Annotated in this window: 8 protein-coding genes; 5 read left to right on the forward strand and 3 right to left on the reverse strand. The window is 60.8% G+C overall.

Annotated elements, in window-relative coordinates:
* The first annotated feature begins 5 nt into the window (after positions 1–5).
* The 5 genes from VUN82_05235 to VUN82_05255 all read left to right on the forward strand — a co-directional run bounded on the left by VUN82_05235 (position 6) and on the right by VUN82_05255 (position 7483).
* Positions 6–2078 (forward strand): MFS transporter, encoded by a 2073-nt coding sequence (locus VUN82_05235; protein XAS73251.1) that lies wholly within the window; start codon positions 6–8, stop codon positions 2076–2078.
* A 319-nt stretch (positions 2079–2397) separates the two neighbouring features.
* The gene (locus tag VUN82_05240) at positions 2398–4131 is read left to right on the forward strand and encodes an ABC transporter ATP-binding protein (GenBank protein ID XAS73252.1); all 1734 of its coding nucleotides are present in this window, start codon (positions 2398–2400) and stop codon (positions 4129–4131) included.
* Positions 4128–6215, forward strand: coding sequence for an ABC transporter ATP-binding protein (locus tag VUN82_05245; GenBank protein XAS73253.1), 2088 nt, complete (start codon positions 4128–4130; stop codon positions 6213–6215). The genes VUN82_05240 and VUN82_05245 overlap by 4 nt, the downstream gene beginning before the upstream one ends.
* Before the next feature lie 74 nt (positions 6216–6289).
* A complete protein-coding gene (locus tag VUN82_05250; GenBank protein ID XAS74615.1) occupies positions 6290–6706 on the forward strand; it encodes a thioesterase family protein in 417 nt (138 codons plus the stop codon).
* 9 nt (positions 6707–6715) lie between these two features.
* A complete protein-coding gene (locus VUN82_05255; protein ID XAS73254.1) occupies positions 6716–7483 on the forward strand; it encodes a copper homeostasis protein CutC in 768 nt (255 codons plus the stop codon).
* Positions 7484–7515: 32 nt separating this feature from the next.
* Here the strand turns inward: VUN82_05255 and VUN82_05260 are convergent, their stop codons facing one another.
* The 3 genes from VUN82_05260 to VUN82_05270 all read right to left on the reverse strand — a co-directional run bounded on the left by VUN82_05260 (position 7516) and on the right by VUN82_05270 (position 11807).
* A complete protein-coding gene (locus VUN82_05260; GenBank protein XAS73255.1) occupies positions 7516–10104 on the reverse strand; it encodes a GH32 C-terminal domain-containing protein in 2589 nt (862 codons plus the stop codon).
* 122 nt (positions 10105–10226) lie between these two features.
* On the reverse strand, positions 10227–11432 hold the full coding sequence (locus VUN82_05265) for a NosD domain-containing protein (protein XAS73256.1): 1206 nt from the start codon (positions 11430–11432) through the stop codon (positions 10227–10229).
* 192 nt (positions 11433–11624) lie between these two features.
* On the reverse strand, positions 11625–11807 hold the full coding sequence (locus VUN82_05270; protein ID XAS73257.1) for a hypothetical protein: 183 nt from the start codon (positions 11805–11807) through the stop codon (positions 11625–11627).
* Positions 11808–12012: the final 205 nt, after the last annotated feature.

Below are 12012 nucleotides of genomic sequence, written 5' to 3' on the forward strand. Positions count from 1 at the left end.
CACGCATGGCCACACCAATTCAGAATGCCGCCCTGGGGAATACCGCAGCACCCATGACCCACCGGCAAATCATGGAAGCCCTCACAGGTCTTCTCGCTGCCTTCTTCACCGCGATCCTCAGCAGCACAATCGTCGCCAATGCGCTGCCAACCATCATGTCCGAACTCAAGGGCACGCAAACTGACTTCGCCTGGGTCATCACCGCCGCTTTGCTGGCGAACGCAGCCACTACACCCATCTGGGGAAAGCTCGCTGACCTCTTCGACAAGAAGCTCCTGGTTCAGCTGAGCATCATTATTTTCGTGGCGGGCTCCGTCATGGCCGGCTTGTCCGAGACGATTCCGCTGCTGCTTACTGCGCGTGTCATTCAAGGCATCGCCATGGGTGGCCTCACCGCCCTGGCCCAGGCAATCATCGGTTCCATGATCCCGCCGCGGGATCGTGGTAAGTACTCCGGCTACATGGGTGCCGTGATGGCGGTGGGCACTGCCGGCGGCCCGCTGCTGGGTGGTTTCATTGTGGACAGCCCGCTCGGCTGGCGCTGGACCTTCTTCGTCTGCGTGCCACTGGCTGTGATTGCGCTCATTTTGCTTCAGGTGACCCTGAAGATCCAGCACATCAAGCGTCCTGCCAAGATCGACTGGCTCGGCTCCATCCTGCTGACCTCCGGCGTAAGCCTGCTCCTGATCTGGGTTTCCTTCGCCGGCAACCCGGACTACTACGACTGGTTCTCCTGGCAGTCAGCCCTCATGGTGGGCGGCGGCGTAGTGCTGCTGGCGTTGCTGGTGCTGGTGGAAACCAAGGTTGCCCAGCCGATCATTCCGCTCAAGATCATCTCCGAGCGCACCACCGCACTTGCCATCATCGCGTCGATCGCGGTCGGTATCGCCATGTTCGGATCCTCTACGTTCCTCGGCCAGTACTTCCAGGTTGCCCGTGGAGCCACACCCACTGAGGCTGGCCTGTTGACGCTGCCAATGATCGCCGGCAACCTCATTGGTTCTGTGGCATCGGGCGTCCTGATCAGCCGCTTTGGCAAATGGAAGCGGTTCCTGATCGCAGGCTCCGTGCTCCTGATCGGCGGCCTCGCCTTCGCCGGCACCATGGACCACACCACTGAACTGTGGATCGTTGCCATCTACACCGGTGTGTTCGGCCTCGGCTTGGGCATGCTCATGCAGAACCTGGTGCTCGCCGTGCAGAACACGGTCCAGGCCAAGGACATTGGAACGGCCAGTGCCTCGGTGGCCTTCTTCCGCTCTGTGGGTGGCGCAATCGGTGTGTCCGTCCTTGGTGCCATCATGTCCAACCACGTGAAGGACCTGGCAGTTGAAGGCATGGCCGCCGCCGGTATTCCGGTCCAAGGTGGAGGGTCCGGTGCCAGTATGGACCTGGCCGATATGCCTGCTCCCATCGCGGACATCATGCGCGCCGCTTACGGGGACGCCACCGCACAGATCTTCCTGATCTCCGCGATCATCAGCGTAGTGGCACTCCTGGCCGTGCTGTTCATCAAGGAACGCCCGCTGCGGCGCACTGTCGACGCGGCGCCGGAGAAGGAACTCGTGGCGACGGCGTCCGGAGATGCTGCCATGTCCCTGGATACCACTTCCCTGGATACAGCCGATTCCCCAGTCGGCCAGATCGGAACGTCCGACGACGGCGCACGCCACGTGGGTGCCGAGCCCGCCGTTTCAGGGGGTGCCCGTCAGGTTCCGGTGGGGGAGCGCCAAGGCCCGGCCACGGACTCCGGATCCGATCTTGACCTCGAATTTGCGCGGATCCTGACCCAGGAACGCCCCCAGGCAACTGCCGACGTCAAGGAATTGCAGGAACAACTGTCCCGCACCCAGTACGTCCTGGCCGAACAGCAATTGCAGCTGAGTCGCGCGAACGTTGAACTGCAGGCACGTTTGCGGGAGCAGCAGACGGTCGCCGAGCAGCAGGCCCATACCGCGGAAAAGCTCGCCGCCCTCCGCAAGGAGCTCAAGCGTGAACGCAGGCAGCAGGAACGCATGGCGTTGATCCTCCTCCAAGGCGTAGAAGCACGTTCGGACCACGGCAAGCACGCGGGCTAACCATCACAGATCCTGCCCTCGTTCGAAATTGCTGACGTACTACGCGTGGTGTGGCGAACGAGGGCGGGACAGGAAGCGCCGGCTGGGTGACCAGCCGGCGTTTTTGTTGCCTGCTGCGGTTGGTCCGGCCTGCCGCGGCTGTGGTGCCTGCGCCAGCGGGAGCACATCCGACACGGGAAATACTCCGCTGGGATGATCTTTTCCCTAGGTTGTTTCGCCGAGGCAACGGATTTCGTAGAGTAGGGAGGCTAATACTGTCAGCCCCTGCTGCAAAACTTCTCTTACTTCATTCACGCACTCTTTCTAAGGACCCGTGGGCATGCTTGTCACCCTTATACGGCGCTACTCCAAGCCGTATTTGCCGCAGATAGTGGCCGTCCTCATATTCCAGTTGGCGTCCACCATTGCCACGCTCTACCTCCCAAGCCTCAACGCCAAAATCATTGACGAGGGAGTCTCCCGCGGCGACACTGATTTCATTTGGCGGACCGGCGCGCTGATGCTCGCCGTCGCACTCGGCCAGGTACTCACCGCCGTCGCAGCCGTCTACTTCGGTGCCCGGACGGCCATGGCGATCGGCCGGGACCTCCGGCGCAGCGTCTACCGTCAAGTGAGCAGCTTCTCGGCACAGGACGTGAACCGTTTCGGTGCTCCTACGCTGATCACCCGCGGCACCAACGATGTCCAGCAGGTCCAGATGCTGGTGCTGATGGGCCTGAACTTCATGGTTTCCACACCCATCATGTGCGTGGGTGGCATCATCATGGCCCTCCGCGAGGACCTCAGTTTGTCCTGGTTGGTCTGGGTTTCCGTGCCCCTCCTTGTGGCAGTCGTGGGCTACCTCGTGGTGCGGTTGATGCCGTTGTTCCGTTCCATGCAAACCAAGATCGATGCCATCAACGGTGTGCTGCGCGAGCAAATCATTGGTATCCGGGTTGTCCGCGCCTTCGTGCGCGAACCTTATGAAGCCAAGCGTTTCGGTGACGCCAACCAGGACCTTACCGCCGTGTCCGTGAAGATCGGCAATCTCTTTGTCCTGATGTTCCCGGCCATCGGCATGATCCTGCACCTGTCTACTGCGGCGGTGCTGTGGTTCGGTGGCCAGCGTGTGGACTCCGGTGACATGCAGGTAGGGTCCCTCACGGCCTTCCTTCAGTACCTCCTGCAGATCCTGATGGCAGTCATGATGGGAACCTTCATGGCAATGATGATTCCCCGTGCTTCCGTCTGTGCAGACCGCATCGGCGAGGTGCTGGACGTGGAGCCTTCCATCCACAACCCGAGTTCCCCCGTGGTTCCGGCCGAAAAGAAGGGCCACGTGGAGTTCCGCGATGTCACCTTCAAGTACCCCGGAGCCGAGGCGCCGGTGCTGAGCAACATTTCCTTCACCGCTGAGCCGGGCAAGACCCTGGCGATCATTGGTTCCACCGGCGCAGGCAAGACCACCCTGGTCTCCCTGCTCCCGCGGCTTTACGATGTCGCCTCAGGTGATGTCCTGCTCGACGGCGTCCCAGTCACCGAACTGGACGCGTCGGAGATCACCAGCCGCGTCTCGGCCGTGCCGCAGAAGCCGTATCTTTTCTCCGGGACCATCGAGCACAACCTGCGCTTTGGCAAGCCCGAGGCCACCGACGAGGAACTCTGGGAGGCGCTGGAGACCGCGCAGGCCAAGGGCTTTGTTGAGGAAAAGTCATCCGGCCTGAACCGGCGGATCGCCCAGGGCGGCACCAATGTGTCCGGCGGCCAGCGCCAGCGCCTTTCCATTGCAAGGGCCCTGGTCACCAAGCCGAATGTCTATCTGTTTGACGATTCTTTCTCAGCCTTGGACGTTGCCACAGATGCCAGGCTCCGGAAGGCCTTGAAGGCCAAGACACGTGACGCCACGGTCATCATCGTTGCCCAACGCGTCTCGACCATTGCCGATGCGGACGAGATCCTGGTCCTGGATAACGGCCGGATTGTGGATCGCGGAACGCACGATGAACTGCTGGAAACCTCGCCTACGTACCAGGAAATCGTTGAATCCCAGCTGAGTGTAGAGGAAGTCGCATGAGCGAGCAGAACCAGCAGAAGAAGCGTGGCTGGGCTGCCAAGGCAGAGGCCGCGAAGAATGCCAAGGCTTTTGACGAGGCGGCCGAGGCAGACGTGGCAACCGAGGCACTTGATGACGACGACTTCGTAGAGGAGGAGTACGTCCCTTCGGAAGCCGATGGCGGCATGTTCGGCGATGTTCCGGCCAAGAAAGCCAAGGAGTTCTGGCCATCGGCAAAGCGACTCATGGGCTTGTTGAAGCCTGAGAGTGTTGGCGTCTACATCGTGATCGGCCTTGTGGTGGTCTCGGTGGTCCTGAATGTGATCGCGCCCAAGATTCTGGGCAGCGCGATGGACGTGATCTTCGGCGGCGTCATGGGCAAGCAGCTACCGCCCGGCGTCTCCCAGGAACAGTTCGTCGAGCTCATGCGCCAGCAAGGCCAAGAGAACTTTGCGGACATGGTCTCCAAGATGCAACTCACAAACGGGATCGATTTCCCCAAGCTGACGTTCCTTATTTCGACCGTGCTCCTGATGTACTTTGTGGCCAACATCTTCCTGTGGGCGCAGGGCTGGCTGCTCAACAGGATCGTCATGCGCGTCATCAAGCAACTCCGTAATGACGTCCAGGCAAAGCTCAACAGGCTCCCGCTGAACTACTTTGACACCCGCCAGCGCGGTGACATCCTCTCCCGCGTTACGAACGACGTCGACAACGTCCAGCAAGGATTGCAGCAGGCGTTCGCACAGTTGGTCAGCTCGGTGCTTACCGTCCTGGGCATCACGGTGATGATGTTCATCGTGTCCTGGGAACTGGCACTGATCGCCCTGATCGCACTGCCGCTCTCCGGTGTCATGGCGGGCGTCATTGGTGCCAGGAGCCAGAAGCTCTTCGCTGCACAGTGGAAGAACACAGGCTCGCTGAACGGCCAGATCGAAGAATCATTCTCCGGGCATGACCTGGTCAAGGTGTTTGGCCGTGACGCTGACATGCTGGTGCGCTTCGATGAACGCAATGAGGCCTTGTACAAGGCGTCGTTCGGTGCCCAGTTTGTTTCCGGCGTAATTTTCCCGGCCATGAACTTCGTGTCCTACCTGTCCTACGTCGGTATTGCGGTGGTGGGCGGCTTGCGGGTTGCTTCAGGTTCGATGAGCCTTGGTGACGCCACAGCCTTCATCCAGTACTCGCGTGAATTCACCCAGCCGCTGGGCCAGATCGCTGGCATGGCCAACATGCTGCAGTCCGGTGTGGCCTCGGCCGAGCGTGTTTTCGAATTCCTCGACGCCGACGAAGAAGTTGAAGAGACCGGTACCCGCCACCTGCCGGCCAAGACCGACGGCCACGTGGAATTCGAGCATGTCTCCTTCAGCTACGTGGAGGACAAGCCCCTCATCGAGGACCTGTCCTTCAGTGCGGAGCCTGGGCACACTGTGGCGATCGTCGGACCCACGGGGGCTGGAAAGACCACCTTGGTGAACCTGGTAATGCGCTTCTACGAGCTCAATGCCGGACGCATCACCTTGGACGGCGTGGACATCAAGGATCTCAGCCGCTCCGAGCTGCGCTCCAAGGTGGGCATGGTGTTGCAGGATGCCTGGCTCTTCGGGGGGACCATCTACGACAACATCAAGTACGGAAACCTGGACGCCACTGAGGAACAAATCATGGAGGCGGCAAAGGCCACTTATGTGGACCGGTTTGTACGGGCCTTGCCGGACGGTTACCAGACGATCATCGACGAAGAAGGCAACAACGTCAGCGCAGGTGAGAAGCAGCTCATCACCATCGCACGTGCGTTCGTCTCCGATCCATCGCTGTTGATCCTTGATGAAGCTACGAGCTCGGTGGATACCCGTACTGAGCTGCTGCTGCAGAAGGCCATGGCCGCCCTCCGCACGGACCGGACCAGCTTCGTCATCGCCCACCGGTTGTCCACCATCCGCGACGCCGATACCATCCTGGTGATGGAGAACGGACGAATCGTGGAGCAGGGCAACCACAACCAGCTGCTGGTGCTCCAAGGCGCTTACTACCGCCTGTACATGTCCCAGTTTGCCGGTGAGGAAGAGACCGCCGTGGACGATTCGACGGCGGTGCACAGCTGAGCGCGCATTCCCTAAGTACTGGGTTGCACGCCCGGGACTCCGTGGAACCCCAGCGCATTGAGGTACTCGTACCCATGCGCTGGGGTGACATGGATGCGTACGGGCATATCAACAATGTGCAGATCGTTCGGATGTTGGAAGAAGCCCGAATCGCGGCTTTCGGGCCACCCAGGGGTGCTGGCCTTCCAGGCGTAGAACCGCCGGCGGCCCTCTTCAATGATGTTGAAGAGGGCACCATGACGCTGGTTGTTGAGCACAAAGTCCGGTACGTGCGGACCTTGGAATACCGCAACATCCCGGCGGTGGTGGAGATTTGGGTTGGTGCCATCAAGGGGGCCAGCTTTGATCTTCACTACGTCATCAAGGACCCCGTCACACGGGAAGACTGCGTCAAGGCCGTTACACACCTGGCCTTCGTTGCGGAAGCTACTGGCAGGGTCCTGAGGCTCACTCCGGACCAGAAGGAAAAGCTGGAGCGTTACCGCGCGTAGAGTTTCACCATGAAACTTGAAATCGCCGTGGTGAGCGCTGCGGGTGCCGGTACGGCCGCATCCGAAGGTGCCGATCGGATTGAGCTCTGCAGCAGCCTGGAACTTGGTGGCATCACGCCAAGCCAGGGACTCATGGAAGCCAGCATTGAACACGTTGCCGGTCGCCTTGAGATCCATCCGCTGGTGCGATGCCGTCCTGGCGATTTCCACTACTCCGCCTCGGATGTGGACACCATGGTGCACGAAGTACGTCACCTGCTGGCTCAGGGCGCCCACGGCGTAGTCGTGGGCGCCCTGACCGCAGAAGGCGACATCGATGTTCACGCGGTCCAACGACTCGTGGATTCTGCCCGGCAGGCCAACCCTGAAGCGCAGTTGACTTTCCACCGCGCGATTGACCAATCACGGGACCTGTTGGCGACCCTTGATCAACTGCTGGAACTCGGTTTCACCCGTGTACTCACGTCTGGCCACGAGGCCTCTGCAGGTGCAGGCCTTGCCAACCTCTCCGAGATGGTGGAGCGGGCCGGGGGAGCCTTGGAGATCATGGCAGGAGGCGGACTCAACCTTGGCGACATCCCGGCGATGCACGCGGCCGGCCTCTCAGCTGTTCATATGTCCGCCAAGAGAACCGTCTCCACATTGGGTCAACGAACCATATCCCTTGGCGCGCAGGACGGTGCCGACCCCACTGCCTATACCGTCACCGATCGGGAAACGGTCCGCATGGCGAGGGCAGAGATCAACGCGCTGGAACTCGGTGCTCCCCCCGAATAGCTTCCACTACCGAGCTCAACCGCCCCTCGAGCTCAACCGCCCCACATTGCCTGGTTCAGGGGAGTTACCGTCAGGCTCTCCAGCCGTGCCGTGCCTCCTTCGGAGAAAGCCGAGATGTGGGTCGCCCCGGCGCTGGGAAAGACTTGGTCCGTGATGGTGGTCAGACCGTCCTGGGCGAAGAGCTCCACTGATGCACGGTCCACGTACAGGCGCAGGCGAAGCCGGCCATTGATCAACTCCACCCGCGGGTCCTCTACTGAACTGAAGGCTGCATGGAATCCCTCATTGCCCGAGTTGGTCCTGTCGACGGCAAGCCGTTTCGTGGACGGAGCATAGCCAATCCGGGTTGCTTCGGTTCCGTTGTCGAGGACTTTCAGGCCAAACGCCGACGCCGTTCCGGGCGAGAACTCTGCGTCAATCTGGACCACATCTCCTGTGATGGGAAGTGTGGTTGTTCCCGGCGAGATGTCGTGGGCTGGCGCACTGTATGCGGCCGCCGTGTTCTTCAACGCATCGGCTTGGGACACCACCTGCTGCCGGAGCCGCGGACCCGCGGGGGTCTGGGTTAGTACCACTTCACGCGGCAACGCCATGGTCCCCCGCCACGTGGTGGTGGGAGTGTCCTGGCCGTAGTCCCAGTTGTTCATCCAGCCCAGCATGATCCGGTTGCCGCCGGGAGCATTGTTGAAGGACACCGTGGCGTAGTAGTCCCTGCCCCAGTCCAGCCAATCGTGCTGCTCGAGGTGGGAGGCATCCGAGGAAACGAATTCGTCCGCGAGGATGTGTCCCCAGCCGCCGCGGTTGTTGTCTACGATCTTGATGGTGGCTTGGCTGCCTTTGTAGGCGCTGACGTCCCAGGCTTTCCACTCCAGATGTTCGGAGTCGTTGCCGGTGGCGGTACGGACTGTTTGACCATTGACCACAAGGTTCACGGTGGTTTCAGCACTCCTGGGCTTCGCCGGTTCCGAACCCAACACCATGTTGTCCAGCGTCAGGTGCCCCCATGGCCCGGTTGCGTTGTCCACAATCCGGATGCGGGCGATCTGGCCGTACCAGGGTGAAACGTTCCAGTTCTGCCAGTTCAGGTCGCCCGAATTCGTGCCCGTTGAGGTACGCACCGGCACGCCTCCCACCAGCAGGTCAACCTGGAGTTCTCCGTTGGTGCGGCTGCCGCCGCCCAGAAGGAAGCCGATGTTGGTGTTGGTCAGGTAAAACTCGGGGGAGGTGATGGTGCCGACGTTGTTGTCCTGGTACGGGCCGCCTTCGAACGTGTTGATCCGTTTCCCGATGGCGAATTCACCGCCCGACGTCGAGGGGTTCAGCGCCGCCTGGAAGTCGCCGGTGAGCTGCCAGCCGGCTTGTGTGAGCGTCCCGGAGTAGTCGAAGCCGTCGAACAGCAGGTAGACCGGCGGGGCCTGGTTTCCCGACTGCTTGCCGGCTTCCTGCGGGTGTTTTCCGCCGCCGGCGAGGAAGTTGAGGTAGTCCTTGTCCAGCGTGAAAGGTGCTGATTCCATGGTGCCTACGGGTGCATCTCCACCATGGAAGCCGTTAATCAGCCCGGCTCCGATGCTGCCAGAAACCGCCATTTGTCCTGAGAGACTTCCCGAGGCGGGGGCGCTTCCCCAAGGCCCGGAACTGTTTGACGGATCGTTCTGGACGTTCCACCCGGTGTAATTGCCACCGTTAAAGCCGGCAAGGACGTTTCCGGGAGGAAGTTGGCTGGCGGGATCGATGTTCTCGGCAGTGAAGGACGTGCCGTTGAAGGTTCCGACGAAGTATTGTCCGCCGCTGCCGCCGGCGACGGCTCCGGGGTTGATGTTCACAGAGAGGACCCACTTGACGTTGTTTGGGTCTCCATCGACGGCGAGTGGGAACAGATCAGGGCATTCCCACTGCCCTCCGGTCGCATTTGCCGGACCGAAGTCATCCAGGTAGTTCCATTGCTTCAGGTCGTTGCTCTTATATAAGAGGACACGGTGTTCGTCGGCTTCAACGGCTGCCATGACCCAGTAGTCCGGCCCGGTGGGGGAGTCGTACCAGAAGACTTTGGGGTCTCGGAAGCTGGAAGTGTTCCTGTTCAGGACCGGGTTGTTGCCGTATTTGGTCCAGGTCTGTCCGTCGTCAGTGCTGAAGGCCAGTGACTGTGCTTGTTTACCCGCGAGGGTGGGGTGGGCCCCGGTGTAATTGCTTGTGTAGATGGCTACCAACGGCGGATTTTGGAGAGTCCCGAGTCCGCTGGTGTTCTGGGTGTCCACCACCACGGATCCGGAGAAGATTTCCTCGATCACCTGTCCGGATCCGTTGAAACCCCGTGGAATGGCGAGTGGTTGTTCCTCCCAGTGGATCAGGTCGGTGGAGGAAGCGTGGCCCCAGCTCATGTCTCCCCAACGTGTTCCGTTGGGGTTGTACTGGTAATACATGTGGTACTTCCCGTTGTGGAACACGAGTCCGTTGGGATCGTTCATCCAGTTCGCTTCCGGCGTGTAGTGCAGGTACGGCCGGTATTGCTGGGTGGCCGGATCCGGGTCGGTGGCCTGGGCGGTGGTGGCCACGGAGAATGAGGCAGCGGTGAGTGCCACGGCCGCCCCAATCGACATTAAGGCTTTGGTGCGTCTTGTCATCGTTGACAGACCTTTCGTCAAGGGCTTGCGTTGCAGGATGACGACGGCGGACCCGCCTTGTCGGGCGACGCCCGCCGTCGTCGTTACTTATGCCGTGCTGTTGCGACTGTTACGTCGTGCGGTTACGGCGTTGCCCTGAACGCGTAGTTGGACGCGTACCTCACCACCTGGTTGCTATCGCCGCTGTCCAGAACCTTGGACCCGGAAGTCGAAGCATCCAGGACGACCGTGTGCACCGCAATGGCCGAGACGGTGTTGTTGGTGGCGATGTAATTGTTGTTTCCGGAAGCCACCAGGATGATAGTGGGCGTCTGCCCCGATGGCGTGACCGACCCCGAAACGACGTCGTAGCTGAAGTGGTTTCCAGTAACCGTGTTGTTGCTGCCCGCTATGTGCACCAGTCCGAAGAGATCATCCAAGCCGTTGTTGTAAGGCTTGAGGGGATCGAACGGTTCCATCTGGCGCAGGAAGTGATTGGCTCCAACGAGGTTTTCCGTGCAGCTTCCTTCGAAATTCACCATGCCGGGGTAGAAGGCATGGAAGCGGTTGGACGTAATGGAAGAGCGCGTGCAGTCCTTGAAGTGCACGCTGCTCTTGCCCCGGGGGAAGACGTTGTTGCCCGTGACCAACAGGCCCATGTGTCCCTCGGCGAAGATCGAGAATCCCACGAAGCCGGCGCCAATGAGGTTGTCGGTGACTTTCGAGGCCTGGCCGGATCCTGTCAGTTCAACGCATGATCCACATTCAGCAAGGAAGTTGCTGCTGACGCTCAGGGCATCGGTATCCCTCACCACAAGCCCATGCTCGAGGTAAACCATTCCCATGCGTTCCACCCGGCAGGAATCGTTGGCGGAATCGAAGCGGATGCCGGTTTTGCCGTTGGTGTAGTCGTTTTCGTTGGAGCCGAAGGACACACCGTCGAGGCAGAAGTTCTCGAACACCACCCCGCTGATCCGTGGATCGCCTGTGCGGTAGACCCGGAAGGCGTCCGTGTTCCCGTCGGTGTTTTCCACCCGCACGCGGCTGGCGCCGGGGTTGATCTCGTGCCAGCCCGAGGTGTTGCCGGCGTTGTAGCGGATGCTCAGCGAGGTGAAGCCATGGCCCGATCCACGAATGGTCAGGAAGCTGATGTCCACATTCACCCTGGTCTTCAAGGAGTAGTCTCCCGGTGGAATGTAGATCACGGCACCGGGTTTGGACGCCTGGCTGGTCTGCTGGCTCTTGATGTCAGCGATGATGCTGTTGATGATGAGCCCGATGTCGTTGTACGGGGTGGCGGACGGATTCCCTGGCACGCTCCAGGTGGTGACGTCGTAGACGGTGGTCAAAGCTGGTTCTCCTCACATCGTTGGGGGACTGAACTGTGCTGCTTCTCTTTAAGTGCGTCCGGAACCGCTGGCGCCGTGGTCTGCATGCTCGCTCGTGCCTCGCTTAGACGCATGCTGCGGCACGCCTCCGGCGGTTCCGGGCGGTTCTACAGACGGGTGGTTCTACAGTCGGCTGCTCTATAGACGGTCGCTTTACAGGACGCCGATCAAGTGGCGGTGCCCCTGTTGCCGGGGACCGGCGTCGAGCGCTGCTGCCACTTGTTCAGGTGCTGCGGCGGCAGCGTTGCCGGTGGCCGCTACAGCGAAGGCGACGGCCGCCGACGCCGTGAGGGCGCGGAGCACACTCCGTCGGCTGATGTCCGGGATGGGTTTCATACGTTCTCCTTTGAATGGGGGATCCCAACTGGGTAGGGCGGATGCCAAAGCCTTGAAACATCCGCCAAAATATGCCAAAACGGTTTAGCTACCTGCGTCGATGACTCTAGGGGTGGGCTGTCTGGCCCGTCAAGAGCCAAAACTGGCCAAAATGTGACGCTTGACATAGTTGGGAAATCGGGCCTATGGTGTTGCCAAGTCGTTT

The organism is Micrococcaceae bacterium Sec5.1 (genome assembly GCA_039636795.1).
GTDB lineage: Bacteria > Actinomycetota > Actinomycetes > Actinomycetales > Micrococcaceae > Arthrobacter.

Bases quoted from the DNA above. Each gene is read 5' to 3' on its own strand.
- VUN82_05240 (XAS73252.1), top strand. From the start codon at position 2,398: ATGCTTGTCACCCTTATACGGCGCTACTCCAAGCCGTATTTGCCGCAG.
- VUN82_05255 (XAS73254.1), top strand. From the start codon at position 6,716: ATGAAACTTGAAATCGCCGTGGTGAGCGCTGCGGGTGCCGGTACGGCC.
- VUN82_05260 (XAS73255.1), bottom strand. From the start codon at position 10,104: ATGACAAGACGCACCAAAGCCTTAATGTCGATTGGGGCGGCCGTGGCA.
- VUN82_05245 (XAS73253.1), top strand. From the start codon at position 4,128: ATGAGCGAGCAGAACCAGCAGAAGAAGCGTGGCTGGGCTGCCAAGGCA.
- VUN82_05235 (XAS73251.1), top strand. From the start codon at position 6: ATGGCCACACCAATTCAGAATGCCGCCCTGGGGAATACCGCAGCACCC.
- VUN82_05250 (XAS74615.1), top strand. From the start codon at position 6,290: ATGCGCTGGGGTGACATGGATGCGTACGGGCATATCAACAATGTGCAG.
- VUN82_05270 (XAS73257.1), bottom strand. From the start codon at position 11,807: ATGAAACCCATCCCGGACATCAGCCGACGGAGTGTGCTCCGCGCCCTC.